This window comes from Leucobacter coleopterorum (assembly GCF_011382985.1).
Classification (GTDB): domain Bacteria; phylum Actinomycetota; class Actinomycetes; order Actinomycetales; family Microbacteriaceae; genus Leucobacter; species Leucobacter coleopterorum.
Genome location: NZ_CP049933.1, coordinates 2,190,112 through 2,216,013, shown reverse-complemented (window position 1 = coordinate 2,216,013; position 25,902 = coordinate 2,190,112). Strand labels below are relative to the sequence as shown.

The following is a 25,902-nucleotide window of genomic DNA, read 5'->3' as shown; positions in this document are numbered from 1 at the left end:
CATGGTGAGTGACAACTGGCTGATTGTCGGCCTTGGTAACCCCGGCGCGAAGTATGAAGCGACCAGACACAACGTCGGCCAGATGGTGATTGACGTGCTTGCTGAGCGCATGAGCGCTCGGTTCTCCTCTCACCGCACAAACTCCCGGGTCGCAGAGGGGCGTTTGGTTCCCGGCGGCCCGAAGCTGATCCTTGCCAAATCAAACGGCTACATGAACACGTCTGGTGGCCCGGTATCAGCGCTCGCGCGCTACTTCGGGGTGCCACCGGAGCGGGTTGTCGTGATCCATGACGAACTCGACCTTCCTTTCGATAGCATCAAACTGAAGCAGGGGGTGGACACAGCGGCCACAATGGCCTGCGGGACATCGCCAAGGCACTTGGCACCCCAGAGTTTTTGCGCGTACGAGTCGGCATTGGTCGACCACCCGGGCAGCAAGACCCGGCAGACTACGTGTTGCGCCCTTTCGGCACATCTGAGCGCGCCGCACTCGCGGTGCTGCTCGAAGACGCTGCCGATGCGACCGAGGCACTCACTACAGCGGGACTGCTTGCGGCCCAGCAGCGCTTCCACGGACGGAGCGCAAAATGACACTGCGGGGTGTAGATCGACTTCTTGAAACCTCCGAGTCCTTTAGCCGAGCGCTCGACGCTAGTGAGCGTGACGCAGAATTTGCCGTCACAGACGGGCTTCGCGCACCGCTCATTGCGGGCCTTGTGCGCAGGCGCAGAGAAGGTGGGGATCGTGGGCCACTCCTCGTGATCGCTGCGACCAGTCGTGAGGCCGATTCGTTGCGCAGCGCGTTGGCTTCGCTCATACCCGAGGCAACCACAGTTGAGTTCCCTGCCTGGGAAACCCTTCCGCACGAGCGGCTCAGCCCCAGCGCCGAGACTGTAGGGCGCCGCGCCGCAGCCCTGCGGGTTCTGCGCGAGTCGGTTGACCACGCAGAAGAGGGGCCGCTTATCCTGGTCGCCTCAGTGCGCGCCGCGCTGCAGCCGGTGTCGCCCCACGCGGTTGAAGCCCGCTCCATTGTGTTGCGAGCCGGTGAAGCCTCCGATCCGCTCGAAACTGTTGCGCGTGATCTGGTTGAGCTCGCTTACACCCGAGTTGACATGGTGACACGTCGCGGCGAATTTGCGGTGCGCGGTGGCATTCTCGACGTCTTCCCGCCGACTGAAGATCATGCCGCTCGTGTCGACTTCTTCGGCGACGAAGTGGACCAGATTCGACGCTTTGCGGTCGCTGACCAGCGCAGTGCAGGGGATCCGCTCACCGAACTTGAACTGTGGCCTGCTCGGGAGTTGCTGTTGACTCCTGAAGTGCGCGAGCGTGCCGCTGAGATGTTGCCTCGCTACCCGGCGCTGAGCACACTGCTTGAAAAGATGAGCCAGGGAATGCCCGTTGAAGGCATGGAGAGTTTGCTGCCGCAGCTCGTGCCAGGGCTTGAACCACTTACGTCGCTGCTTCCCGAGGGTGGTGCCGTGTTGGTGGCATCACCCGAGCGGGTTGCTAGCCGAGCCGTCAGCCTGTCAGAAACAAACCGCGAGTTTCTGGAGGCTGCCTGGAGCGCAGCGACGGCTGGCGCGGATGCGCCTATCCCGGTCGACGACAGCGGAATGCTGTCGATGTCGCAGCTGCGTAAAGCCTCAAATGGGCGACCCTGGTGGTCAGTGTCGAGTTTCGTGCGTGACGAGGGTGAGTCAGCTGACACCGAGGAGCACGTGAACTACGTCGACTTCGTCACCATCAATGTGAACGGCGGCCCCGTTCTGAAACCCTCAAGCGTGGAAGCTACCGGAGCTACGATTAGTCTGCTGAGCGAGAGGCTTGCTGCTGGTTGGCACGCCATTGTTACTGCACGGGGGATCGGCCTGGTTGAACGAGCCAGGGATGTGCTTTCTGAGGCGGGAGCCGCGGCTCGGCTGGTCGCCGAGTTGCCAGAAGTGCTCGAAGACGGTGTGGTCTACTTGGTTCCCGGTACTGCTTCGAGCGGTTTCGAGAGCGACGAAGCGAAACTACTGTTGGTTTCGGAGGCAGAGTTCTTCGGCCGCGCCGTTTCGAGTCAGGCAGCAACTGGACAGAAACTTGCAAAGCGTCGCGGCAAGAATGTGGTGGATCCGCTGAAGCTCGTCGCTGGCGATTACGTTGTGCACGAGACCCACGGCATCGGGCGATTTGTAGAATTGACCCAGCGTATGGTGCCAACCGGGATCGGTCGCGACGCGACAAAGGCTTTGCGTGAGTACCTGGTGCTCGAGTACGCGTCAACTAAACGGGGTATGCCGAAAGACAAGCTGTACGTGCCGACTGATCAGCTTGATCAACTCTCGCGCTACGTTGGCGGCGAAGCCCCCGCGCTCTCGAAAATGGGCGGCAACGACTGGGCCAACGCCAAAAAGAAGGCGCGCAAGGCCGTGCGAGACATCGCGGTGGAGCTGGTCAAACTGTACTCCGCCCGAGTGGCCTCAAAAGGCTTTGCCTTCTCGTCTGACACACCGTGGCAGCATGAGCTTGAAGAAGCCTTCCCTTTCGCCGAGACTCTCGACCAGCTCACCACCATTGACGAGGTGAAGCGTGACATGGAGAAGCCGATCCCCATGGACCGGCTCGTCGCGGGAGACGTCGGGTTCGGTAAGACCGAGGTGGCCGTGCGCGCGGCCTTCAAAGCGGTGCAAGACGGCAAACAGGTTGCCATGCTCGTGCCAACCACGCTGCTGGTCAATCAGCACCTCGAAACATTCCAGGATCGCTTCGCTGGGTTCCCGGTGCAGCTCAGGCCACTCAGCCGTTTCCAGACCGACAAAGAATCGAAAGAAACCATTGAGGGGCTCGCCGCTGGCACCGTCGACGTTGTGATCGGCACACACCGGCTGCTGTCCGAGAACGTTCTCTACAAAGACCTCGGCCTGGTCATCATTGACGAAGAGCAGCGTTTTGGGGTCGAGCACAAAGACAAGCTCAAGAAGCTGAAGACAAACGTCGACATTCTTGCGATGAGCGCGACGCCGATCCCGCGTACGCTCGAGATGGCGGTGACCGGCATTCGCGAGATGTCGACGCTCGCCACGGCACCGGAAGACCGGCACCCAATTCTGACCTTTGTGGGCCCCCGAAGCGACAAGCAGATCGGAGCCGCGATCCGGCGTGAAATGCTGCGCGAGGGGCAAGTGTTCTTCGTCCACAACAGGGTCTCCTCGATCTCAAGGGTCGCTGCCCAGATCGCGGAACTCGTGCCTGAGGCACGTGTCGCGGTTGCCCACGGCAAACTCAGTGAACACCAACTCGAACAGGTGGTGCAAGACTTCTGGGAGCGCAAGTACGACGTGCTCGTCTCGACCACCATCATTGAGACCGGCCTCGATATTGCAAATGCAAACACCATCATCATTGACGCTGCCGACAAGTACGGCCTGAGCCAGCTCCATCAGCTGCGCGGCCGTGTCGGGCGAAGCCGAGAGCGCGCCTACGCCTACTTCCTCTACGACCCCGACAAGCCCCTCACCGAGCACGCTCACGAACGCCTCGAGACGCTCGCCACCAACAACGAGCTCGGCGCTGGAATGCAGGTCGCTCTCAAAGACCTCGAGCTACGCGGTGCAGGCAATCTGCTCGGAGGCGAACAATCAGGCCATATCGCGGGTGTTGGGTTTGACCTTTACTTGCGCATGATCGGTGAGGCCGTGAGCACGTTCAAAGGCGAAGATGTGCAGAGCAACACCGAATTGGTGCTTGAACTGCCGGTGGACGCTCACATTCCCGAGGAATACGTTGAGAGTGAGCGGCTGCGGCTCGAGGCCTATCAGAAGTTCTCGGCGGCGTCGCACCCGCAAGCCCCCGAAGACCACGTTGCCCTGGTGCTCGAGGAACTCACCGACCGCTATGGAGAACCGCCCGAAGAGGTGCAGCGGCTCGCCGCGGTATCGGCGCTGCGTCGCCGGGCATCCCGACTCGGACTCACCAAGGTGGTCGCCGCGGGCCCCGCGCTGCGCCTCGAACCGGTAAAGCTGCTCGACTCACGAAAGATGCGTATGAATCGCATGTATCCCGGCTCGCGTTACACCGAGGCGAGCCAGAGCCTGCAGATTCCGCTGCCGGGCGGCACCGCCTCGTCTCGTAGCCCGCTCGCCGGTGTTGGTCAGCGCCACGTTGGCGACGAGGGCGACGTGGCTGCCTGGACCGGTCGGGTGCTTGCCACGCTGCTAGAAGAGGATGCGCCAGCGGTTACTTGACCCGTGCTCGCCACTCCGCGGCGGTGATTGCGTAGACCGCGTTATCTACCCAGCGGTTGTTCGCCTCGGGCCAGTCCAGGCGGCTGACCTGTTCAGGTCGCATGCCCAGTCGTGTCGCGAGAGCGGCTGAGGGGCGGTTGCAAGGGTCTAGGTTGGCAATGACGCGGTGAGCGCCAATTTTCTCGAAGGCGACGTCGAGCAGCGCGGTGGCCGCCTCACGGGCGAAGCCACGGCCTTGAAACGACGGGGCAACGGTCCACCCGACCTCGAGAACGTGCAGCTCAACCGAGGCCACCTGCAGTTTTATCTGTCCCGCGAACACACCGTCTGCTGCGATGACGGCTTTCACGGCATCGCCCTCTCGGTCCAGGGTGAGGCAGTGCGCGTTTTTGTGTGCCAGGGCAGAAGTCTCTGTGAGATTGCGGGGATAGGTGCTCAGATAGTGCGTTATCGCCGGGTCGCTCATGAGGGCCCAGAGTTCAGCACCGTCGGATTCGCGATAGGCGCGCAGTTCTAGCCGCTCGGTATGCAGAGGGAGCGTGCGGTTCCCCGCGAAATCGTAGGGGAGAAGAAACGGCGAGGGCGCGCCCTCGCTGGCAACGGTTGGCGGCACCGGAGTCGGTGAAGCCGCGCGTGGCTGCGGTGATCCCGAGTCGAGGCAAGACCACTCTTCGTGGTCCAAGGCGTAGAGCTCAAGGTTCACCCACCCGTCTGGCTCCCACTCCTGCGCAAACGCGGTGCCCTCGTGGCGCATACCGAGGCGGGTACACAGGGCCGCGGAGGCCGTGTTTCGGTCGTCGAGGTGCGCCACCACTCGGTGCGCTTCGAGCTGCTCGAAGGCGAGTCGGATTGCCTCGGCGGAGGCCTCAGCGGCGTAGCCTTTGCCCTGCTGGTCGCTTGCAAAGACCCACCCCACTTCAATCTCTGCCTTGACGGTGTTTGAGACCCGAAGCATCAGATCTCCGATGACCCGACCTGCCTCGGGCCCGGCAGCGAGCTCCACCGCCAGGAACACGTGGTCGCCATCCTGCTTTAGTAACTCACCCGACGATGCCCTGCGCTCGGTGTGCTCGCGAGCCTCGGCGCGTGTCCGTTCGGGCCAGGGGATATACCGCAGGATCTCGGCATCCTTTTGATACCGCCAGACGTCGTCGGCGTCGGAAGCCTCAAGCGGGCGAATTGTGAGGCGCTCAGTGCGGAGCGGGTGCTGCGCCAGCGCCTGGCGAGACCAGTCCTTGGGGTCCAAGGCTCCCGACCCAAATCCGCTGTCACGCTGCCAGATTGCTCGCTCATGCAAACGAGGCTATCGCAGCGCATACGCCGCGATAGCCTCGTAGCGATTTGATGCCGAAACTAATCGGAGAGGCGGCACACCAGCTGCCACTCCGCGGCGGGGTCCAGCACGGCAAAGTCGCTCTCGATATAGATAACTGTGTTGGGATACTGGTAGCAACCGCAATCTAGCGGGATGAATGACCCCTGAATCGGCGTCTGGGGTAGGTTGACTGATTAGGCTTACGGCATGGCAAACGATGACGCCCGGCATGTTATGCAGGCCTACGAGACTGTGCGCACGATGATCTCGCCCGGAGGATGTGCTTGGCACGAGGTGCAAACCCACGAGTCGCTCATGCCGTTTCTCGTAGAGGAAACAGCGGAGTTCGTCGACGCGGTTGAACGCGAACTACCGGCCAGTGAGGTGCGGTCAGAGCTCGGTGATGTGCTCTATCAGGTGCTTTTTCACGCTGCGATTGCGGAGCGCGACGGCGAGGGCTACGACCTGCGAAGCGTTGCTGATGCCCTGAACGAGAAACTTATCGCGAGGCATCCGCACGTTTTTGGCGACCGTGGCTACATGACAGTTGAAGAACTGCACGCGGAGTGGGAACGCCTGAAGGAGGACGCTGCGGGTGAGGCGAGGGGATCCCGCAGCCCATTGGAGGGGATACCCGCGGGCATGCCGACGCTTGCTCGCGCGGCGAAGGTGGTCGAACGGCTCAAACGAGCAAATCTCATCGAACCGACAGTGGGTGCGGCATCTGATCTTGACTCAGACGCGGAAGATCAACTCGGTGATGCGATGCTGGCGCTGGTTTCGCGGGCGAACGCGACGGGGATCGACCCTGATCGTGCTCTCCGACGCGCCGTTGATCGGCTAGCAAAGCTCGCGGTTGAGTCGAAATAGCACGCTACGGCAGTAGGCCTGCCTTACGGGCCGCGGCAACCGCCGCGTGCCGATTTGAGCACCCCAGTTTGGTGGTCGCCGTTTTCAGGTAGCTCTTAATCGTGGCCTCGGTGAGCCCGAGCGTCTGCCCGATCTCGATGTTGCTGCCGCCGAGGGCCACGTGCGCCAGTACATCGAGTTCTCGTGGAGAGAGCTGCACACCCGTCGATGGTGTCGCACCCGCAGAGTGTGTCGATCCCGCGCCCTTGCTCAAACGTGCCAAGCGATCCTCTAGCGCAGCAAGCTTTGCACGCAGGGCTGGATCAGACACCTCCGCCGAAATGCCTCGCAGCTCGGCGTAGCTCTCTCGCAATTCCTCGAGAGTCCCAGCTGGTATCTCACGGTGCTCGATGACTCGCTTGGGCATTGTGGCGAGACGACGGTTCACTTCGTCGTGAACGCGGATATCTCGTGCAAACAGCCCAGTCACCGTCGATGCCGCGTTGACGAGGGCATTTCCCGGGCTGAGGCAGTACGCGACCCGCCGTAGAGCACGGCACGAACGCAGCCATCGACGATCACGGGCACCGCGAACAGCATGCGGATTCCCTCGGTGAGCACCTGCGTGTCGTAGTGGTGGGTGATCTTTGAAGACCGGGCGTAATCGGAGGTGAGGCGTGGGCGGCACTCGTGCATTGCCCGGCCACCCAGTCCGAGCCCGAGTGCAACCTCAAGGCCGCTCAGGCTCTGGGTCTGGTTGCCAAAGAGCGAGGTGACCGTTGCCACTCCTCGGTGTTCAAACCCGCCAAACGTAACGTCAAATCCCGTGGCCTGCGCGAACGACTGCACAGCGGTGTCGAGACTCAATTGTTCTGCCGTCATTGTGTCTTGCTTCATTGCAATACCTACTTTCGGGGTATCACGATGGTAGCCGAAATCTCTAACTTTGAAACGCAAGTCATTGACACTGATGTCGATCGGTATTTCAAAGGAGAAATGCATGTTGGATCACGCACGCCCCTCTGCTGCGGGGAGATACCGCGAGGTTTGGGATCGAAGTCAAGACGATCGCGCGGGCTTCTGGCTCGAGGCTGCAGAGGCCGTCGAGTGGGTCGTGCCGCCACAGGTTGCTCTCGAGGAGCGCAGCCTGACGGAGTGGCGCTGGTTTCCGGGTGGCGAACTGAACGTCTCGGCAAACGCGCTTGACCGACACATTGACGCGGGACGCGGTGACAACACGGCGCTCATCTACGACTCCGCGATGACCGGCACCCGTGCCAGCATCAGCTACTCCGAGCTTCGCGAGCGTGTTGCGCGCTTCGCCGGGGCTCTCCTGGCTCAGGGGGTCGAAGCTGGTGATCGTGTGCTCATCTACCTGCCGATGACACCCGAGGCGGTTACCGCCATGCTCGCTTGTGCGCGCATAGGCGCGATCCACTCGGTTGTGTTTGGGGATTCGCGGCGAACGAGCTTGCTATCAGAATCCAGGACGCGAGGCCCAAGGTCATAGTGACGGCGTCGGGCGGTCTTGAACCGAATCGTGCGGTGGAGTATCTGCCGCTCGTGCGGCGGGCGCTTGAAATCTGCGGAGGCGCGGCGTCTGGCGTGCAGACGGTGATCGTTCGGGATCGCGATGCCGTTCCGGGGTCGGCGGCCGATTACGTGGGGGACTCGACCGCGCGCTGGATCGACTGGGATGACGCGGAACGCGGTGTGGCCCCGGCTGATCCTGTGGCGCTGCCTGCAGATCACCCGCTCTACATTCTCTACACCTCTGGCACCACCGGAAACCCGAAGGGTGTTGTGCGAGACAGCGGCGGATACGCAGTGGGGCTGTCGTGGGCCATGCGCGGCATCTACGACTTTGGGCCAGGAGACACCATCTTTACCGCCTCCGACGTGGGTTGGGTCGTTGGCCACTCCTTCATCGTGTACGGGCCGCTGCTCGCGGGCGGCACCACCGTGCTTTACGAGGGCAAACCCGTCGGCACACCTGATGCCGGCGCGTTTTGGCGAATCGTTTCGTCGTATGGCGCAAAGATCCTCTCCACTGCGCCAACAGCGCTGCGGGCGATCAAGCGTGAGGATCCCGAGCTGCGCGAACTCGCACAGCACGACGTGTCTTCGCTCAGAGCGGTGTACCTGGCTGGCGAGCGAATGGATCCCGAAACCTGGCACTGGATCAACGACGGCCTGGGCGTGCCGGTCGTTGACCATTGGTGGCAGACCGAAACCGGTTGGCCGATCTGCGCGAACCCGCTCGGCATCGAGCAGTTGCCCTCAAAGGCCGGATCCACGACCGTGCCCATGCCGGGGTTTGACGTGAGCATCGTCGACGCGGAGGGCAACGACATTACCGCGCCGGGTGTCGAGGGGAACATTGCCATCAGGCTTCCGCTCGCACCAGGAGCCATGCTTGATGTATGGGGTGGCCACGAGCGATTCATCAGTTCGTATCTCGCCGCGTTCCCGGGATACTACGCCTCGGGCGACGCGGGGTACTTCGACGAGGACGGTTACCTGTTTGTCATGGGCCGCACCGACGACGTGATCAATGTTGCCGGGCACAGGCTCTCCACGGGATCGTTGGAAGAGGTGCTCACACGGCACCCCGCGGTCGCCGAGTGCGCCGTGATCGGGGTGCACGACGAGCTCAAGGGGCAGCACGCTGCTGGGTTTGTTGCGTTGAAGCACGGAGAGCAGGTGCAACGTGAAGAGCTCGCCGCCGAACTCGTGAGTATGGTGCGCGAGCATGTTGGGCCCGTGGCTGCGTTTCGCGACGTCACGATCGTGGAGCGACTGCCCAAGACACGCTCGGGCAAGATCCTGCGCAAAACTATCCGGCAAATTGTCGATGGCGAGCCATACAAGATTCCGGCAACCATCGAGGATCCGAGTGTGATTGATGCGCTGATCGAGGCGCTCGGGCGCACGGTTCGCGCGCCAGCAACGACACAAATCAGCATCACCTCGGGCTAGCCCCGAACGAGTATTTACTATCCACCCGTGCGGCAAGGAGGCCACATGACACACAACACAGAGGGTGAACCAACACACCCGATCGACTACGAAGCCTTTCAAGCGAGGCCAGAGTTTCAGGCGTACAAGCGGCGGTTCCGCCGTTTTGTGTTCCCCGTCGCCGCAGCGTTCATGGTGTGGTTTCTCGGCTACGTGGTGCTCGCCGCGTACGCGCACGACTTTATGGCGCAGCCGCTTTTTGGCATGAACGTGGGCCTCGTGCTCGGCCTGGCACAGTTCGTGACGACGTTCGGAATCACCATGTGGTACGTCTGGTTTGCGAACCGGCACCTGGATCCCGCCTCAACCGAGCTGCGGGCAAAACTTGAACTGCTGGAGCGCGACGGCGCGCCCGAGCCCGCAACAGACGGAGGCGCACGATGAACACCGCAACGATCCTGCATCTTGCCCCGAAAGCGGCGGAGCAAAACCCCGTGCTCAACATCTCCATCTTTCTGGCGTTCGTTGCTGTAACGATGGTGATCGTGGTGCGTGCGAGCCGCAACAATCGCACCGCGGCCGATTACTACGCGGGCGGGCGGTCGTTCTCCGGCACTCAAAACGGCATTGCGATTGCGGGGGATTACCTCTCGGCGGCCTCCTTCCTCGGTATCTGCGGTGCGATCGCGATCAATGGCTACGACGGTTTTCTCTACTCGATCGGCTTCCTTGTAGCGTGGCTGGTCGCCCTGTTGCTCGTCGCTGAACTGATGCGAAACACCGCGAAGTTCACGATGGCTGACGTGCTGTCGTTCCGTCTGAAGCAGCGTCCTGTGCGTATGGCCGCCGCCGCGACAACGCTCGTGGTGTCGTTCTTCTACCTGCTCGCGCAGATGGCCGGTGCAGGCGGTCTCGTGTCGTTGCTGCTCGGGTTGGAAGACCAGACTGCGCAGTCGCTTGTGATCGCGGTGGTCGGTGTGGTCATGATCATGTACGTGCTGATCGGCGGCATGAAGGGCACCACCTGGGTGCAGATCATCAAGGCAGTGCTGCTGATCGCGGGTGCCGGGTTGATGACCTTCTGGGTCTTGGCGCTCAACGGCTTCAGCTTCAACGCGCTGCTTGAGGCAGCAATTGCAAACCCCGAGAATGCCAACGGGGACGCAATTCTGGCGCCGGGGCTGCAGTACGGCTCGAACCCCCTCGACTTCGTGTCGCTCGCACTTGCTCTGGTGCTCGGCACGGCGGGTCTGCCTCATGTGCTGATGCGGTTCTACACCGTGCCGACGGCAAAGGAAGCCCGCAAATCGGTTGTGTGGGCGATCTGGCTGATCGGTATATTTTACCTGTTCACGCTCGTGCTCGGGTTTGGTGCGGCCGCACTGGTGGGGCCGGAAACAATCGCCGCTGCCCCTGGCGGACAGAACTCAGCGGCGCCCCTTGTCGCACTCGTGCTCGGAGGGCCCTTGCTCCTCGGGTTCATCTCGGCGGTAGCGTTCGCCACGATCCTCGCAGTGGTGGCGGGACTCACCATCACGGCGTCGGCCTCGTACGCCCACGACATCTACAACAGTGTGATCAAGAAGGGTAAGGCGACCCCGAAGCAGGAGGTAAGGGTTGCGAAGATCACGACCCTCGTGATTGGCGCCGTTGCGATCCTCGGCGGTATCGGCGTACAGGGGCAGAACATCGCCTTTCTGGTCGCACTCGCGTTTGCGGTAGCCGCCTCGGCAAACTTGCCGACGATCCTGTACTCGCTCTTCTGGAGCAAGTTCACCACCCGCGGTGCGGTGTGGAGCATGATTGGTGGCCTCGGATCGGCGATCATTCTGATCGCCCTCTCGCCGGTCGTATCAGGCAACGAGACAGCGATGCTTGGCGACGGCGTCGATTTCGCGATCTTCCCACTGAAGAACCCCGGCATTGTCTCGATCCCGCTCGGATTCTTCCTCGGGTGGTTGGGGTCGGTTACTGATCCCGTAATCGAGTCGAAGAAGCTCGCGGCCGAGATGGAGGTGCGAGAACTCACGGGCTTCGGTGCGGAGCCGCCGGTGGCGCACTAGCGGGGCGCGGGCATCAGAACTCCACCACCTTGCCGACGCTCATGATCGAGTCGGCTGCGATGATGCCCGCTCCCACGAGCGCGAGTTCCTGCTCGCCGCGTTCGCCGCGGTACTTCATCCACGCCAGCCGGGCGGCAAGCGCCGCTAGCACCAGCCAGCCAGCGTTCGGCGTGGCTACGAGCAGACCGGTGGCGAACAGCACGCCCATCTGCCGCTTCGATCCGCCGAGCAATTGGATGAGCGCTCCCGGGATCGCCCACAGCGCCATTGTAAGCGCGATCCGCGGGTCGGAGACACCGGCCATGATTGTGTCGGCGAACACCTGCGACGACGGTGGAAGCTTACCCTCGGCGAATAAGCCCTGCCAGGAGACGGCCACGACGCCGATCGCGATCGCGATCGCGACGATCGAGGCTTTCAGCTGCTCTCGTCGGCCTGCGAGCTCGTATGCTTTCCACGGGCGCTGTTCTCGGCGAAGGATCCAGCCGGTCTTGTAGTCGTAGCCCATGTCGGCGAAGGCGGGCCCCGTCGCGGAGCAGTATGCGACGAGCATCACGAGCGGCACGATCGGAGTGTTCAGCATCAGACCGAAGATGAGGAAAATGAGCGTGACGGCAAAAGCTGGGAACCAACCAGCGTGCATAGCCGCCAGCCCTACGATGAGCTCATGCACGATCGCCGCGACTCCGGCGAACAGCACGAACCCGATGAGACCCCATACCGTGAGCTCGGACATTGCGCCGCCGATGAGTGCGATGAGGAGCGCCCCCAGCACAAACAGCACGTAGCCGAGCCCCAGCGCCCGCCCGAGCTTGGGTCCGTTGATTGTGTACTGCAGCGACTCGTCGTGGGCGACAGCCTCGATCCTTCCTGTCTCAGCGAGTTTGACGCGCTTGGTGCGCGTCCCCGCGATGATCCAGATCACCTGGAGTAGCGCCACAACGCCGGCACCGATCATGACGCCGTGGGCGACATACATTTCGCCGAGGTTTACATTCCAGAGTGCGGGCGCGTACTGCGATAGAAGCAGGCCGATCCCGAACATGAGCAACGCCCAGATATTGCCGATGAGCGCGACGCCCGCAGCTGACATCGGTAGGGAGAGTAAGGATCCGATAACGCCGACGGCGGCACCGCCGACCAAGATCAGCGCGCGTCTTCCGCCCTGTGCGCCCGCGCGGATGGTCTCCGCGGCGGCGATGCCGGGAGGCCAGGGGGCGGACGCGGGCATGAAGCGGGAACCGAACGCGCGGTACAGGATGAAGACGTCAATGAGGATGCCGATTGAGCAGCCGATCAGCATCGGCCAGACGAGTTCTGGCTTGCCGAGCGCGTAGGGAATTGCGATCGGAGCGAGCAGGCCGTTGGCGGCGGCGAAGGTCGCGCTGGAGATCGCCGACTGCACGATGTTCTGCCGTTGAGGGCTGCGGAACTTGCTCAGGCCGAGGAATGAGATGCGGCCGATGAGCATCGCGATCACCGCGCCAATCACGCTGGTGTTCGCGGAAATTCCAAGGGTGGTGATGAGGTGAACGCCGATCACGGCGCCAAGCAGACTGAGCCCGGCGGAGACGATCAGGGTGCCGAGCTCGAAGGCTCGGGGATGCGCTGCGGCGACACTGCCAACTTTCGCATCGGTGGGTGCGGTCATGTTTTTCTTCTCTCTTGAGGGGATTCTCTCACCGCGCCCCTAGGAAAAGGGGAATCGGTGGAGCGCGGTGGGAGAGTCGGGTTATCTCTGGAAGGGGGTCATTTCGCCATAGCGGGCGAGTAGGGTCGCGTGCTCCTCTTCGTCGAAGAAGGACATCTGCTCAGCGGTGAACTGCTTCGCGACCTCGACGGCGAACCGCGTGGCATCGAGCAGTGGGGTCTCGTAGCTCGCGCCCGTGGAAGAGCCGGGCACGGTCGCCCTCGCCGTGAGCGCGACGCCGACGACGGGCGCCGCGGTGGCCACGGTGGGCTGCATGATCGAGTTGAAATGCCGCAGCCCGTTCTCGTAGGGCGTGATGTCTTGCTGCGCCAGCGGGAAGGTGCGGGCCGGTTCGCCCGTTGCGTACTCGAGGAGCGTGACGAGGTCGGGCGCCACGGGAAGCAGGTAGCCGGCCTTCGCCGTCGGAGAGAGGGCGACGCCCCGGTGATTGATGAGGCGGTTTCCCTTCGAAGTGTCGACGGAAAGAATCGCGTCCATCCGGGGGTCCACCTCGAAATCGTTCATCCGCCCGAAGAGATGGGCGCGCCCATGAAATCGACGGGTTCGCGAGGGATGATGCTCACGTGCGTTGCGATGTGAGTGGTGACAATGACGTCTCCCGCAAGCCTCGCGCCCGCTCCAGCGAGTCGGAGGAGCTTGAGAGCAGCCGCGACGGCGACGATCGAGCCGTCGGCGTCGGAGACAAAGCCGATGCGGCCGGGCTGGGCTTGCTGGGCCCCGAGCCTGCCGATGATGCCGAGGGTGGGCGCGTCGCCTCCGGAGGCTGCTCCGTGCTCGCCCGGAATCACGACCTTCAGGAAATCGCAGACCCGGCTCGTGTCCTCCGGTGACTCGTAGGGCGTGCTCTCGATTGTGATCTCGCAGTCCTGTGCGTTCGCGCCGCGCAGCAGGGCGGCGATGCGCTCGCCGTCGAGTCTCGGATCGTCCATGAGGTCGGTGACCTCGAGAATCTCCCGGAGCGCCATCAGCCGACCGGTCCCGAGAGCTCGCCGAGCTCAAACCGCTGCCCGGGGCGGATGTCGCGCACGGGGGCACCACCCGTGAACACGAGCGCCTTGCGCTCGCCGAGAATTTCACCGTGTCCGTCTGTGACGTGGAGCGCGCTGCCTTCGACGAGTGCGAGCACCTCCTCGCCAGGGTTGATCACGGTGAACTCAGCCAGGCGCTCCTCGCGGCTCTCGCCGTTGTGCCCCTGCGGCTTCCCCGGGATGAAGTGGGGGTTGATCTGGAATGGCACGAGCCCGAGGGCAGAGAATGACGGCGGCTCGACGATCGGCATGTCGTTCGTCGTGCGGATCGTGGGCGTGGCCACGTTCGTGCCGGCGCTCCAGCCGATGTAGCGCGTGCCGGCCTCGGTCATCCGCCGCCGGATCTCGTCCACGAGCCCGGCGCCGTAGAGCCGGGAGAGCAGCGCGAAGCTGTTGCCGCCGCCGACCGCGATCACGTCGGCCTCTCGGACCGCGGCGACGGGATCGTTGTGGTGATGGATTGACGTTAGCTGGGCGTCCACCGCCTCGAACGGCGGTGCCGCGAGCGTCTCATACGCGTCATACGAGAAGGAGACGGCCGCGTAGGGGATGAAGAGCACTCGGCGGCTGGTGCCGTCGAGCACGGTGCGCAGCTGGTCGGACGCGTGCTCGAGATAGCCGAGGGCGTCCTTCCTGGAGCTGCTCATTAGGAGTGCGTGGGTCATTAGCGGGTTCCTCTCTCTGCGTCGATCGCCAGAACCAGGCGGTCGATCTCGTCGGTGGTGTTGAAATAGTGCAGCGAGGCCCTGGCCATGCGCTCGATGCCGTAGGCGGCGAGGATCGGCGCGGCCATGAAGTGGCCGGCCTCGATGACGATGCCGCGGCGCTCGAGCGCGAGGGTGAGTTCGCGCGGGTCGATCCCGTCGATGTTGAAGGGAGGATCCCCAGGCGGTTGGAGTCATCGTCCGGGCCGTAGAGTTGCGCGCCGGGGATACTCCGCAGACGATTCGCGGCGTGGCGGGTGAGCTCGCGCACTCGATCGTGGATTGCCTCGATGCCGAGCCCTGCCGCGGTCTCGACCGCTGCGCCGAGTGCGAGGATCGCCGGAACGTTCGGCGATCCCGCCTCGAAGCGGCGAGCCGAGTGCGGGAAACGGATCTCACCGCTGCTCTCGTCGACGCTGGCGTTCCACCAGCCGACGAGTGTGGGGGTGAGGCTCTCGAGCAGGTGCTCGCGCACGGCGAGGATGCCAGACCCCTCGATCCCGCGCAGCCCCTTCCGCGAGCAGGCCGAGATGAAGTCGCAGCGCCACTCCTCGAAGCCGACCGGCATCATGCCGAGGGCCTGCGCTGCGTTCACGTGGCTCAGCACCCCGTGTTGCGCGGCGACCTCGCAGATCTCGCGCACCGGCTGCACGGCCCCGGTGACGTTTGACAGTGCGGCGAACGTGACGAGCCGTGTGCGATCCGTGATGGCGTCGCGCACCCGCGCGGGATCGAGCACGCCGGTGTGACCGCCCTCGACCGTGACCACGCGCACGCCGACCTCCTGTTCGAGCAGCCGCCAGATTGCGATGTTGCTCAGCATCTCGGTGTCGGGCACGACGATCTCGTCGCCCGCACGCCAGCGGAGGCCCCTGGCCACGAGGCAGATTGACTCGGTGCCGTTGCGGGTGAAGGCGAGCTCCTCTGGCGCGGCCTGCACGAAGGCGGCGACCTCGGCGCGGATCTTCTCCACGCGGGTGTAGACCGCGCTGCGGAGGCTTGGTAGGTAGGGACCCGTGCGGGAGGTCTGCCCGAGATACTCGACTGCCGCCTCGACCGCTGCAGCAGACGGGGGAGCCGCGGCCGCGGTGTCGAAGTACAGGTGCTCGTCGCCGAGTGCGGTTCCCGCTCGGTGCGCGGTTTGCCGGGTCTGCCAGTCCGTCATTGGATTCCGTCACTTTCTCGATCCGGCTCCGATGGGGTGCCGTGTTCCTACGAGAATTCGGCATGGCCGAGGCACACACAATACTTATCCCGCTATACGGGATAATTGAGGCATGACTGAAACGCTCGACAGCGTCGAACGAGCTCTCGAGGCCCTTCGGATTTTCGGGGCGGATCGCAGGGAGATCGGTGTGACCGAACTCGCGCAGCTGCTCGGCTGCTCGACATCGAGTGCCCAGCGCACGATCCACACCCTCGCGAAACTGCAGTTTCTTCGCAGAGATGAGCACCGGCCCGTCTACCGGCTCGGGATCGGGGTCCTGCACCTAGCTCGTGCCTGGCAGAGCACCGCCTCACTCGCGAGCATCACGCGGCCCGCAATCGAGCGACTGGCAGAAGAAACAGGGCTGACCGCGTCGTTCGCAGTTGCAGACCACGCGCACATGCGTGCTGTGGTCGCCGTCGACGGATCGGAGGGACCGCACCGTGACTATCCGATCGCGGGCGAGCTCTTCCCTGCGCATGTCGGCGCTATCTCGAAGGCGTACTACGCCTATCTGCCCAGAGCGATGCGAGAGCATTTCACCAGCCAGCGACCGCTCGCGCGGTACACCTCCCTCACCAGCATGAACCCCGAGGCGCTGGAGGTGGAGTTCGCGGCGATCCGCGAACACGGCTACTGCGTCACCCAGGGCGAGTACGATGAGCAGGTCTCGGCGCTCGCGGTGCCCGTGCAGCTGAGCAACGACCCGCTCGGCTCCGTCACGGTCTCGAGGCGGGGTGCGCTCGACGTGACTGACCAGCTGATTGCGCAGACCCGCGCGACCGCGCAGGCTATTGGCAGGCTGCTTGGTAGGCGGGGTTGAGCGGGCTGAGTGGAGTCAGTCAACTGGGTTCGACCACACCGCGCGCAGCACCGCGATAGCGTCGTCGATGCTCACCCCGTCTTGTTGGGCTGACTCCGCGAGCGCACGCGCGCGCTCGACCGTCTGGCCCGCTGCCCGCGATGCTCCCGAAGCCACCCGCGTGCCTGCAGCAGTGCGCGTGACGAGGAGGCCCTCCTGCTCAAGCGTTTTGTATGCCTTGGCAGCCGTGCCCGGTGCAACCGCGAAGTCGCGGGCTGTCTGCCGCACGGTTGGGAGGCGTTCGCCATCGCCAAGTTGCCCTGAGCGGATTGCGCCACGGAACAGGTCGGCGATGCTGTCGGCTGTGTGGGGCGGTGCTGCTGAGACGGGAGTCATCTGTTCACTCCCGAATCCGCAGCCTCGCGCGCTTCACTTGCGCGCCGTCGCTGATCCGATCGAATTCCGACCCACGAACGCATGGTATCCACTGTGACTCTCAGCAAGAGGGCGACGCCCAGGCCCTGTACAAGATAGCCGCCTTTGTGCATGAACGGAGCAATCCCCTGGTAGCTTGTGCCAACAACGGCCTGTGCAACGTCGCCACCCAGGTAGTTGTTGCTGCCATCATGACTCTCCATCATGATTATGATCTCCCCAATGAAGCCGGTGAAGGACCACACTGCGCCGAGTGTCGCGGCGAGGCCGCCGAGTGTGATGAGGGTAAGCAGGCGTGCGGTAGCTTCACGCTCGCGTCTCACTTCTACTGCGGTGGAGCGCGCAAAGATTGCTCGGTTGGCATCGGCACCAAGCGTGAATGAGAACACGGCGGCGGTGAGTAGGAGCACGATCAAGGTGGGGAGGTGGTTCGGCCAACCGGCTCCGGGAATGAAGCCATAATCACCGTAGAGTGCCATGAAGACGGGCAGATCGCTTTCTACCGGCGCCATTCCAAACTGGTTTGCGCCGGGCGGAGCTGAGCGTCCGATGGCGATTTGCCAAGTGGTCGTGAGGGCGAGCAACGCTGCGATTGAAGCCGTGCCCCACAAGAGCGGGGGTGATGTGAAACTCCACCAGCGTCGACGTGGCGAGATCGCTCGTTCTGTTGGGGTGGGGAGAACTTCACCGCGAAGCGCCACGGCTGCAACGGCCACAACAAGCGCGGCGGCAAGGAGCGGAGCTGGGCGGCGCCACCAGCCGGCGAAACCGCTTGGGTCCGGAAAGCCGTAGCTGTAGGCAATCGTCGTTGTCACCGTGGCTACCGCAACCACAAAGAGCGGTCCTGCGATCCCCGCCCAGACGAGGGTGCCTAGACGCCTGCGGTCGACATGCTCACCGCCGGGAAGTGCCACCAGGCTGCGTGGGTAGACCCACGAGATGACGAAGAAGATGACACCGAGCGTGAGCGCAACTTCCATTGGAAACATTGTGAACATGAGGTGAAGTATGTAAAGCGCTTGGTGAAGCAGGTCCATCAGAGCACCTTTCGTGTGCGGAGAGATCGGGGGCAATTAAATGCTTGTACCAAAACGGTAACACAAGTTGTGTCAGTGTGGTGATACAAGATTGTCCGTAGCTGAAACCCGCCCGCGCACATGAAAGAATGGCCTGCATGGCAAACCCCGTAAACCCGCCGCGCGGCATGCGCGATTTCCTGCCCGCTGACAAGGCCCGCCGTGAACACGCGCTCGGGATTATCAAGGGTGTGTATCGTGCACACGGTTTCGACGAGATTGAGACCCCGACGGTAGAGGACTACTCGCGGTTGCACGCGGGGCTCGGGGGAGACAACGAAAAACTGTCGTTCTCGATTCTCAAGCGCGGGATCAAGCCAGAGACGCTCGCCGCTGCGGTTGAATCGGGTAACCCAGAACAGCTTGCCGACCTCGGTCTACGCTTCGATCTGACCGTGCCGCTCACCAGGTTTTACGCGAGCCACCGCTCCGAGCTACCACCGGTGTTTCGTTCGATCCAGATCGGGCCTGTTTGGCGTGCCGAGCGCCCGCAGAAGGGCCGTTACCGTCAGTTTGTGCAGGCCGACATCGACATCATCGGCGAGGCGGGACTGCTCGCCGAGATCGAGCTTGTCACCGCGACCTCGCAGGCACTTGCCGAGCTGGGACTCAGCGGCTGCGTGATACGCGTCAACGATCGCCGTATTTTGTTTGGGTTGTTGGCTCACTGCGGCTTCGCGTCGGAGACCCATGATGGTGCGCTCATTACCATCGACAAGCTCGACAAGATTGGTGCCGAGGGTGTCGTTGAAGAGCTGCGCGGAGTCGACGCTGCCGCTGCCGAAAAGCTTGGATCCGTGCTCAAGGCCGTCGAGCCCGCGCTCGAGGGCACCGAGTCGGGAACAGGCGGGATCCCGCTCACCGGCGAGGCGATCGAGGCTGTGCTGCCGACTGGCGCAGCGAACGAGGGCGTAGAAAACCTCTCCGCGCTCGGAGCCGCTCTCGAAGGTGCGCTTCCCGAGGGCGTCTCGGTTCGCTTTGACCCAACACTCGTGCGCGGCATGGGCTACTACACCGGCACCATCTTTGAGGTCGCCCACCCTGGATCGGGCAGCTCCGTCGGTGGGGGCGGCCGCTACGACGGCATGGTGGGTCGATTCCTGGGGCAAGACGTGCCCGCGGTCGGCTTCTCGATCGGGTTTGAGCGGGTTGTGGATCTGCTGACCCTGCCCGAGGGTACGGGCCCGGAAGCGGTCGCCCTGGTGTTCGACCCGGACGCTGATTTTGTGACCCTGGTGAGTCTTAAGCGTGAGCTTGTGGCTCGCGGGCATCGCGTGCGACTTGAAAAGCGACAGAAGAACATGAAGACGCTGCTCGCCAGGGTCGCGGCTGAGGGCTTTACGAGCTTCGCCGCGGTGCGCCCCGAGACCAAGAGCACTAGCGAGCTAGAGTTCCGGCCACTTAGCGATTAGCTGCGAAGGTGACCGTGACCCGTTGACGTAGACCTCGAGCGGTGGCACCATGCCACCATGGACACACAAATCTTTGTCAATGTTACGACGACCGACCTTGATCGTTCCAAAGCCTTCTACACAGCCCTAGGGTGTGAGATCAATCCGCTGTTCACAGATGAGAACGCGGCCTGCATCGTGTGGAACGAGCACATCTACTTCATGGTGCTCACGCGCGAGCACTTTGGTGGATTCACCGACAAGACGCTCGTGGATCCACGTGCCTCGGCCCAGGTGATCCTCGCAATGTCTCGCGAGTCTCGCGAAGACGTTGACGGCATCCTGGCCGCTGGCATTGCCGCGGGAGGCAGCGAGCCGAGAGAACCATCCGACTACGGCTTCATGTACTCACGAACAATGGAAGATCCCGACGGCAACATCCTCGAGTTCTTGTACATGGATCCCGTGGCATCCGAGCAGGGCCCGGCTGTCTGGGAGTCGCAACTGCCCTGAGTGTTTGGTGCCCGCTAAACTGTTGGTCGGCGCGATGTAGTCGTGCCGACCAACAGGTTTAGTACACACAGGCACTAACTACTAGGAGCGCACCTTGGCATTTATCGACGCAGTGATCGCCCGCGAGATTCTTGATTCACGAGGCAACCCGACCGTTGAGGTCGAGGTTGGCCTGACAGATGACTCGGTTGGGCGGGCGGCGGTACCGTCCGGTGCCTCCACCGGCGCTTTCGAAGCTTACGAGCTGCGTGACGGCGACAAGGATCGCTACCTCGGCAAGGGTGTTACCAAGGCCGTTGATGCGGTATTCGAGGAGCTCGCACCCGCCGTAGAGGGTTTCGCGGCCGATGATCAGCGCATCATCGATCAGATCCTCATGGAGGTCGACGGGACCGATAACAAGCAGCGCGTTGGAGCGAACTCGATCCTCGGAGTCAGCCTTGCTGTTGCGCACGCAGCCGCCGCTTCGGCAGAACTGCCGCTCTACCGCTACCTCGGCGGCCCCAACGCGAGCACGCTGCCCGTGCCGCTCATGAACATCATCAACGGTGGCGCACACGCTGACACCGGCGTCGATATCCAGGAGTTCATGGCGGTGCCACTGGGTGCCGAGACCTTCTCCGAGGGACTGCGCTGGGGCGTTGAGGTGTACCACGCACTCAAGGCGCTGCTCAACGAGAAGGGCCTCTCGACCGGACTCGGCGACGAGGGAGGCTTCGCGCCCGATCTGCCAACCAACGCTGAGGCGCTGGATCTGATCGTTGAGGCGATCAAGCGCGCCGGTCTTGAGCCAGGCCGCGACGTGGCCGTTGCGCTCGACGTCGCCTCTTCAGAGTTCTACGCAGACGGTGCTTACACCTTCGAAGGCCAGAAGCGCTCAGCCGAAGAGATGACCGCCTACTACGAAGACCTGCTGAACCGCTACCCACTCGTCTCGATCGAGGATCCCCTTGACGAGAGCGACTGGGATGGCTGGAAGCACCTCACCGATCGTCTTGGCAGCCGGGTTCAGCTCGTTGGTGACGACCTCTTCGTAACCAACCCGACCCGCCTCGCTGACGGCATCGAAAAGGGTGTTGCGAACTCCATCCTGGTCAAGGTGAACCAGATCGGTACCCTCACCGAGACCTTCGACGCTGTGCAGCTCGCGCAGCGCTCAGGCTACACGGCGGTCATGTCGCACCGCTCCGGTGAAACCGAAGACGTAACGATTGCCGATCTGGCCGTCGCCACCGACTGCGGTCAGATTAAGACCGGTGCCCCCGCTCGCTCCGATCGTGTGGCAAAGTACAACCAGCTGCTCCGCATCGAAGAAGAGCTTGGCGGTGCCGCAAAGTACGCCGGTCGCAGTGCTTTCCCGCGATTCTCTGCGTAAGCAAGGGCATCTAGGCAGTACGCATGAGTAACGACGGCGCGGTGAAACGCTGGAGAGAAGACTTCGGAACCTGGTTCTCGAGTCTGCGCTTCAGCGGCTTCACCGTGCTCGTCGTGCTGCTGCTTGTGGCGGGTGTGGTGATTGTGAGCCCGAGCCTGTCAACATTTGTGCAGCAGCAGCGGGAACTCTCTGATCTGCGCGAGAGCGTGAAGCAGGGGCAGAAAGCCGTTGACGACATCGATGCCGAACGCGCGAAGTGGAAAGATCCCGTTTACGTGCGATCCCAAGCGCGCGATCGATTGTTTTACGTGCTGCCGGGGGAGACCCAGCTGAACGTCATTGACGACACGGTGCTGCCCGTCGAATCCACCGAAACAACAGAGGCCAAGCTCTCCCGCATGCAGAGCAACTGGGCGCACGGTCTTGCCGGTTCATTTTTGACCGCCGCAACCACCAAGGCCACGCCAGAAGAACTGAAATCTGACAAGACCGCTGAGCAAGATCCCGCGTCTGAACAGACCCCGACCGACACCACCAACGAGGATCCCGAACAATGAGCCGACCACCATATGCTGACCCGACCCCGGCCGATATCGCGGCCGTTAGCGAACAGCTTGGTCGAGAGGCCCGAGGCGTGGTCGGGATCGCCGCGCGCACCTCTAACGGTGACCCCGCGGTGGTGGCAACGGCGTCTCGACTTCCCGACGGATCACCGTTCCCAACGTTTTACTATCTGTGTCACCCGGAGGCCGTTGCCGCAGCGTCACGACTCGAAGCCGTGGGCATGATGACGGAGTTCAACGAGATGCTCGCGGAAGACGAAGAGATGCGTGAGCAGTATCAGCGCGCGCACGAGCAGTACATCGCCGACCGCGATACCGTGGGTGAAGTGCCAGAGCTCGCTGGCGTGAGCGCTGGCGGAATGCCCACCCGTGTCAAGTGCCTGCACGCACTCATGGGGCACGCCCTGGCCGCTGGGCCCGGCGTGAATCCCATCGGAGATATTGCGCTGGAGCGAAGTGGCTGGAGCCTGTAGGGCGCAGAAACCTCGGCTTTTGTGTGGAACTTGGTTGAAACTTTCGGTTTTTTCGGTATGGACCGCTGAAAGCGCAAGGTCGGCCCCCAAAACGGTCTAGAATAAACGGGTTGGGCGAACTGCGTCCATCAATTGCTGTGTCCCCGTTCCAGGCGCGGGACCAATTCTGCTCATATGCATCAAGGAGACCGCTTCGTGGCGAAGAAGATTCTGATCGTTGGTGGTGGCTACGCTGGCTTCTACACTGCTTGGAAGCTCGAAAAGCTTCTTCGCGCAGGCGAAGCTGAGGTGACGATCGTTGATCCGTTGCCATACATGGCCTACCTGCCGTTCCTTCCCGAGGTTGCCGCTGGCTCGATCGAGCCGCGTCACGCTGTTGTAGCGCGCCGCCGTCACCTCAAGAAGACCGCGAATATCGCTGGCAAGGTGACCGGCATCTCGCACGCCACCAAGACGGCGACCATCACCCCCAATGTTGGGGAGGCATTCGACTTCGAGTACGACCAGATCGTCGTGACGACCGGATCCGTATCGCGCACCTTCCCGATCGCCGGCATCGCCGACAACGCGATCGGCATGAAGACCATCGAAGAGGCCGTTGCAGTGCGCGACCGCATGGTCGGCAACTTCGAGCGTGCTGCTTCGCTGCCCGTTGGATCAGCCGAGCGTGCCCGTCTCCTCACCGTTACGGTGGTCGGTGGCGGCTTCGCCGGCATCGAGACCATCTCTGAGCTGCGGTCATTTGCGACCTCGCTGCTGCGCCGTTACCCCGAAATCACCTTCGACGAGACGGTATTCCACCTCGTTGAGGCGATGGGGAGGATCATGCCCGAGGTTGCGCAGAAGACCGCTGACTGGGTCGTCAAGGATCAGACTCGTCGCGGCGTCAACATTCACCTCGACACGCAGCTCTCCTCGGCAGTCGACGGCAAGATCGAGCTCTCCACCGGCGAGAACTACGAGTCCGACCTGATCGTGTGGACGGCCGGTGTTATGCCCCGTCCGTTCCTGCGCGGCACCGACCTGCCGATCGGCCCGCGCGGCCACGTGGTCGCGAGCCCGAACCTGCGCATCACCACCGAAGAGGGCGAAGAGCTCGCTGGTGCTTGGACCGCGGGTGACACCTCGCAGGTACCCGATATCTCTGCGACCCCCGGCCCCGGTGGATTCTGCGTTCCCAACGCGCAGCACGCCGTGCGCCAGGGTCGTCTGCTCGCCAAGAACATCGTTGCGGACCTCCGTGGCGAGGGTGCACGCGAGTACAACCATAAGAACCAGGGTGCGGTCGCCGGTCTCGGCCTCAACACCGGTGTGTTCCAGTCGGGCAACTTCGCGATGCGTGGTTACTTCGCGTGGCTCGCTCACCGCTTCTACCACGGCCTCGCGATCCCCACGTGGGAGCGCAAGTGGCGCGTGTTCGGTGGCTGGGTTGGGCACTTCTTCCTCGCACGCGATGTCGTGAACATCGAGGCAGTGCAAGAGCCCCGCGCCATCTTCGAGGAGTTTGCGAGCCGACCCAAGGCGTAATCGATCCTGAACGACGGAACCCCGCAGACCTCTAGGTCAGCGGGGGTTTCCGTGTTTCTAGGCACATCACTCGCCCTGCCCACCCCGCTGAGAAGTCATGATTTCGTCGACAGAGTGGCCAGACAGCGGGTTAATTCTCCTGGGGTGCATGCCGCGACAGGAACTCGTACATGTCTGTGTCGTCGACACCGGGGAAGGTGCCCGTTGGCAGCGGCGTGAGCACGTGTGCGTGCATGCGCGCGCTCGGCCAAGCCTTGCCGGACCAGCGAGTCAGTAGCTCAGGGCGGGCCATGCGGCAGCAGGACTCGTCAGGGCAAGTCGACATCGCGCGCACGCTAGTGTCGCGGCCACGAAACCAGCGTGTGTCGTCGAACGTGACGCCACAGGCAATCGCAAACGGGCCCTGCTCTGCGTCGCCCGTCTGCACACTCGACCAGAAGGTGCCTGATGGGGTGTCGGTGTACTGGTAAAACTCGCTCGTGCGGTTGGTTCGATTGAACGCGGATCGGCCACCCCACTTATGGCAGAGAACTTCGCCCTCGATCGAGCCTGAATCATCAGCAGGAAACGGCATCCCGTCGTTAGCGTAGCCGCGGACGAGCGAACCAGCACCATCGGCGCGGTAGTGGTGCACCCGCAGATCGAGGTGCCTGGTGGCGAGATTTGTGAAGCGGTGGGCCGCGGCCTCGTGGGTGACCCCGAAAGCGTCACGAAGATCTTCAATCGCGAGATTTCGATTGCGCTTTGCCTGCTGCAAGAACTCGACCGCGCGTGCCTCCGGCAGCAGACAGGCCGCCGCAAAGTAGTTGATCTGGAGTCGTTGTTCGAGAAATTCTGCATAACTTGCCGGTTCGGAATGGCCGAGCACCCGGTGCGCCATGGCCTGCAGCGCGAGTGAGCGTAGGCCGTGGCCCCGGGGATCGAGGCGGGCGGCAAATAAATGCGTCCGTTCTCAAGATCTGTAATACTTCGTGTGTTTGACGGGAGGTCATCGACGAAGATGAGTGTGAAGCCGAGCATTTCCGCCAGCATCGCGACCTGGCGGTGAGTGACAGCTCCCGTGCCGTGACCGATGCGCCGCATGAGGTCAGACGCGAGCAACTCAATTTCGGGGATGTGGTTGTCGCGCTCCTGCATTTGCAGGCGGATGGCGGTGTTTGCGCGCCGGGCCTCCTCTGAGGTCGTTGCGGCGGCTCGGGAGCGCCGTGCCAATTCGCGATGCAGCCCAACGATGGCCTCGAGGGTGTCGTCACTCAGTGTTCGTGGCGTACGCACGTGGGGTAGACCTAAGCGGGCGTAACCCGGGGCTGACTGCGCGCGTTCGAGCTCGATCTCTAGAGCGCTGCGATGATCCGGAGCCTCGTGTTTCAGTAGTTCCGAGGGATCAATGCCAAACTCGCGGGCGAGGCCCTGCAAAAGACCCAGCCGTGGCTCGCGCTTTCCGTTTTCGATAAGGGAAAGCTGGCTCGCGACAACACCGACCTTTTCGCCGAGTTGATCGAGAGTTAAGCCCGAACGTGTTCTGAAGTGTCGCAGCCGCTTTCCGAGCAAAAGACGGTCAACTTCTGCCTCGCTAATGGAGGGGGTTGCTTCAGGTGCCATAAATTGACTATATGTCAAAAAGCTAAAATATTTACACCCGAATCGGTAAACTTGCAGCTTCGGGAGTGCCGAGAATGGATA

The 25,902-nt window shown here is 62.9% G+C and carries 20 protein-coding genes and 4 pseudogenes; 13 read left to right on the top strand and 11 right to left on the bottom strand.

All coding sequences use genetic code 11. The annotated features are described in order from the left end of the window. Position 1 precedes the first annotated feature (1 nt). Together pth and mfd are read left to right on the top strand one after the other, a co-directional pair. Positions 2 to 591, top strand: a pseudogene (pth, locus tag G7066_RS10440) (aminoacyl-tRNA hydrolase). Then, positions 588 to 4,229, top strand: a complete 3,642-nt coding sequence (gene mfd, locus G7066_RS10435; protein WP_166330967.1) for a transcription-repair coupling factor — start codon at positions 588 to 590, stop codon at positions 4,227 to 4,229. Before pth ends, mfd begins: the two are co-directional and overlap by 4 nt. Here mfd and G7066_RS10430 read toward each other — a convergent pair. Beyond that, positions 4,222 to 5,526, bottom strand: coding sequence for a GNAT family N-acetyltransferase (locus tag G7066_RS10430; protein WP_166330966.1), 1,305 nt, complete (start codon positions 5,524 to 5,526; stop codon positions 4,222 to 4,224). The genes mfd and G7066_RS10430 overlap by 8 nt on opposite strands. A 225-nt stretch (positions 5,527 to 5,751) precedes the next feature. On the opposite strand from G7066_RS10430, the gene G7066_RS10425 reads away from it, so the two are divergent. Continuing rightward, entirely contained in the window at positions 5,752 to 6,414 is a 663-nt protein-coding gene (locus G7066_RS10425; RefSeq protein ID WP_166330964.1) for a MazG nucleotide pyrophosphohydrolase domain-containing protein, read from the top strand. 4 nt (positions 6,415 to 6,418) lie between these two features. Here the strand turns inward: G7066_RS10425 and G7066_RS16240 are convergent, their stop codons facing one another. Further along, on the bottom strand, positions 6,419 to 6,883 hold the full coding sequence (locus tag G7066_RS16240) for a helix-turn-helix transcriptional regulator (protein ID WP_244302914.1): 465 nt from the start codon (positions 6,881 to 6,883) through the stop codon (positions 6,419 to 6,421). Beyond that, entirely contained in the window at positions 6,880 to 7,290 is a 411-nt protein-coding gene (locus G7066_RS16235; protein WP_244302913.1) for a GAF domain-containing protein, read from the bottom strand. Before G7066_RS16235 ends, G7066_RS16240 begins: the two co-directional genes overlap by 4 nt. A 103-nt stretch (positions 7,291 to 7,393) precedes the next feature. Between G7066_RS16235 and G7066_RS10415 the strand changes: the two are divergent. The 3 genes and pseudogenes from G7066_RS10415 to G7066_RS10405 all read left to right on the top strand — a co-directional run bounded on the left by G7066_RS10415 (position 7,394) and on the right by G7066_RS10405 (position 11,414). Next, positions 7,394 to 9,372: pseudogene (locus tag G7066_RS10415) on the top strand (AMP-binding protein). A 45-nt stretch (positions 9,373 to 9,417) separates the two neighbouring features. Next, positions 9,418 to 9,795, top strand: a complete 378-nt coding sequence (locus G7066_RS10410) for a DUF485 domain-containing protein (RefSeq protein ID WP_166330937.1) — start codon at positions 9,418 to 9,420, stop codon at positions 9,793 to 9,795. Next, the gene (locus tag G7066_RS10405; RefSeq protein WP_166330935.1) at positions 9,792 to 11,414 is read left to right on the top strand and encodes a solute symporter family protein; all 1,623 of its coding nucleotides are present in this window, start codon (positions 9,792 to 9,794) and stop codon (positions 11,412 to 11,414) included. The genes G7066_RS10410 and G7066_RS10405 overlap by 4 nt, the downstream gene beginning before the upstream one ends. Before the next feature lie 13 nt (positions 11,415 to 11,427). Here G7066_RS10405 and G7066_RS10400 read toward each other — a convergent pair whose 3' ends face one another. The 5 genes and pseudogenes from G7066_RS10400 to G7066_RS17035 all read right to left on the bottom strand — a co-directional run. Beyond that, the gene (locus G7066_RS10400) at positions 11,428 to 13,065 is read right to left on the bottom strand and encodes an OPT/YSL family transporter (RefSeq protein WP_166330933.1); all 1,638 of its coding nucleotides are present in this window, start codon (positions 13,063 to 13,065) and stop codon (positions 11,428 to 11,430) included. An 81-nt stretch (positions 13,066 to 13,146) separates the two neighbouring features. After that, the gene (locus G7066_RS17045; protein ID WP_205881429.1) at positions 13,147 to 13,614 is read right to left on the bottom strand and encodes a DUF1177 family protein; all 468 of its coding nucleotides are present in this window, start codon (positions 13,612 to 13,614) and stop codon (positions 13,147 to 13,149) included. 11 nt (positions 13,615 to 13,625) lie between these two features. Beyond that, the gene (locus tag G7066_RS17040) at positions 13,626 to 14,054 is read right to left on the bottom strand and encodes a DUF1177 family protein (RefSeq protein ID WP_205881427.1); all 429 of its coding nucleotides are present in this window, start codon (positions 14,052 to 14,054) and stop codon (positions 13,626 to 13,628) included. 35 nt (positions 14,055 to 14,089) lie between these two features. Next, positions 14,090 to 14,800, bottom strand: a complete 711-nt coding sequence (pepE, locus tag G7066_RS10390) for a dipeptidase PepE (protein ID WP_205881426.1) — start codon at positions 14,798 to 14,800, stop codon at positions 14,090 to 14,092. Between the two features lie 241 nt (positions 14,801 to 15,041). Continuing rightward, positions 15,042 to 16,022: pseudogene (locus tag G7066_RS17035) on the bottom strand (aminotransferase class V-fold PLP-dependent enzyme); the annotation flags it as partial. Positions 16,023 to 16,134: 112 nt separating this feature from the next. On the opposite strand from G7066_RS17035, the gene G7066_RS10380 reads away from it, so the two are divergent. Then, positions 16,135 to 16,887 (top strand): IclR family transcriptional regulator, encoded by a 753-nt coding sequence (locus tag G7066_RS10380; protein ID WP_166330929.1) that lies wholly within the window; start codon positions 16,135 to 16,137, stop codon positions 16,885 to 16,887. 15 nt (positions 16,888 to 16,902) lie between these two features. On the opposite strand, the gene G7066_RS10375 is transcribed toward G7066_RS10380, so the two are convergent. Beyond that, the gene (locus G7066_RS10375) at positions 16,903 to 17,262 is read right to left on the bottom strand and encodes a GntR family transcriptional regulator (protein WP_166330927.1); all 360 of its coding nucleotides are present in this window, start codon (positions 17,260 to 17,262) and stop codon (positions 16,903 to 16,905) included. Continuing rightward, complete coding sequence (locus G7066_RS10370) at positions 17,259 to 18,299, bottom strand: hypothetical protein (protein ID WP_166330925.1); 1,041 nt, start codon at positions 18,297 to 18,299, stop codon at positions 17,259 to 17,261. Before G7066_RS10370 ends, G7066_RS10375 begins: the two co-directional genes overlap by 4 nt. Before the next feature lie 176 nt (positions 18,300 to 18,475). Between G7066_RS10370 and hisS the strand changes: the two genes are divergently transcribed. From hisS to G7066_RS10340, 6 genes are all read left to right on the top strand, one after another. Further along, on the top strand, positions 18,476 to 19,789 hold the full coding sequence (gene hisS / locus G7066_RS10365; RefSeq protein WP_166330923.1) for a histidine--tRNA ligase: 1,314 nt from the start codon (positions 18,476 to 18,478) through the stop codon (positions 19,787 to 19,789). A gap of 57 nt (positions 19,790 to 19,846) precedes the next feature. Further along, positions 19,847 to 20,281: a VOC family protein gene (locus G7066_RS10360; protein WP_166330921.1), complete on the top strand. Its 435-nt coding sequence runs from the start codon at positions 19,847 to 19,849 to the stop codon at positions 20,279 to 20,281. A 94-nt stretch (positions 20,282 to 20,375) separates the two neighbouring features. Next, complete coding sequence (gene eno / locus G7066_RS10355) at positions 20,376 to 21,656, top strand: phosphopyruvate hydratase (protein WP_166330919.1); 1,281 nt, start codon at positions 20,376 to 20,378, stop codon at positions 21,654 to 21,656. A 23-nt stretch (positions 21,657 to 21,679) separates the two neighbouring features. Then, positions 21,680 to 22,213: an FtsB family cell division protein gene (locus G7066_RS10350; RefSeq protein ID WP_244302912.1), complete on the top strand. Its 534-nt coding sequence runs from the start codon at positions 21,680 to 21,682 to the stop codon at positions 22,211 to 22,213. Then, the gene (locus tag G7066_RS10345; RefSeq protein ID WP_166330917.1) at positions 22,210 to 22,692 is read left to right on the top strand and encodes a DUF501 domain-containing protein; all 483 of its coding nucleotides are present in this window, start codon (positions 22,210 to 22,212) and stop codon (positions 22,690 to 22,692) included. Before G7066_RS10350 ends, G7066_RS10345 begins: the two co-directional genes overlap by 4 nt. Before the next feature lie 195 nt (positions 22,693 to 22,887). Further along, the gene (locus G7066_RS10340) at positions 22,888 to 24,219 is read left to right on the top strand and encodes an NAD(P)/FAD-dependent oxidoreductase (protein WP_166330915.1); all 1,332 of its coding nucleotides are present in this window, start codon (positions 22,888 to 22,890) and stop codon (positions 24,217 to 24,219) included. 130 nt (positions 24,220 to 24,349) lie between these two features. On the opposite strand, the pseudogene G7066_RS10335 reads toward G7066_RS10340, so the two are convergent. Next, positions 24,350 to 25,821, bottom strand: a pseudogene (locus G7066_RS10335) (helix-turn-helix domain-containing protein). Between the last annotated feature and the right edge of the window lie 81 nt (positions 25,822 to 25,902).

What these genes read in the sequence shown, in the direction of transcription:
- G7066_RS10350 (WP_244302912.1), top strand. Translation starts at nt 21,680, where the DNA reads ATGAGTAACGACGGCGCGGTGAAACGCTGGAGAGAAGACTTCGGAACC.
- G7066_RS10425 (WP_166330964.1), top strand. Translation starts at nt 5,752, where the DNA reads ATGGCAAACGATGACGCCCGGCATGTTATGCAGGCCTACGAGACTGTG.
- pepE (WP_205881426.1), bottom strand. Translation starts at nt 14,800, where the DNA reads ATGAGCAGCTCCAGGAAGGACGCCCTCGGCTATCTCGAGCACGCGTCC.
- hisS (WP_166330923.1), top strand. Translation starts at nt 18,476, where the DNA reads ATGGCAAACCCCGTAAACCCGCCGCGCGGCATGCGCGATTTCCTGCCC.
- G7066_RS10370 (WP_166330925.1), bottom strand. Translation starts at nt 18,299, where the DNA reads ATGTTCACAATGTTTCCAATGGAAGTTGCGCTCACGCTCGGTGTCATC.
- G7066_RS10380 (WP_166330929.1), top strand. Translation starts at nt 16,135, where the DNA reads ATGACTGAAACGCTCGACAGCGTCGAACGAGCTCTCGAGGCCCTTCGG.
- G7066_RS10345 (WP_166330917.1), top strand. Translation starts at nt 22,210, where the DNA reads ATGAGCCGACCACCATATGCTGACCCGACCCCGGCCGATATCGCGGCC.
- G7066_RS17040 (WP_205881427.1), bottom strand. Translation starts at nt 14,054, where the DNA reads ATGGACGATCCGAGACTCGACGGCGAGCGCATCGCCGCCCTGCTGCGC.
- G7066_RS10400 (WP_166330933.1), bottom strand. Translation starts at nt 13,065, where the DNA reads ATGACCGCACCCACCGATGCGAAAGTTGGCAGTGTCGCCGCAGCGCAT.
- G7066_RS10375 (WP_166330927.1), bottom strand. Translation starts at nt 17,262, where the DNA reads ATGACTCCCGTCTCAGCAGCACCGCCCCACACAGCCGACAGCATCGCC.
- G7066_RS16235 (WP_244302913.1), bottom strand. Translation starts at nt 7,290, where the DNA reads ATGAAGCAAGACACAATGACGGCAGAACAATTGAGTCTCGACACCGCT.
- G7066_RS10405 (WP_166330935.1), top strand. Translation starts at nt 9,792, where the DNA reads ATGAACACCGCAACGATCCTGCATCTTGCCCCGAAAGCGGCGGAGCAA.
- G7066_RS10410 (WP_166330937.1), top strand. Translation starts at nt 9,418, where the DNA reads ATGACACACAACACAGAGGGTGAACCAACACACCCGATCGACTACGAA.
- mfd (WP_166330967.1), top strand. Translation starts at nt 588, where the DNA reads ATGACACTGCGGGGTGTAGATCGACTTCTTGAAACCTCCGAGTCCTTT.
- G7066_RS10360 (WP_166330921.1), top strand. Translation starts at nt 19,847, where the DNA reads ATGGACACACAAATCTTTGTCAATGTTACGACGACCGACCTTGATCGT.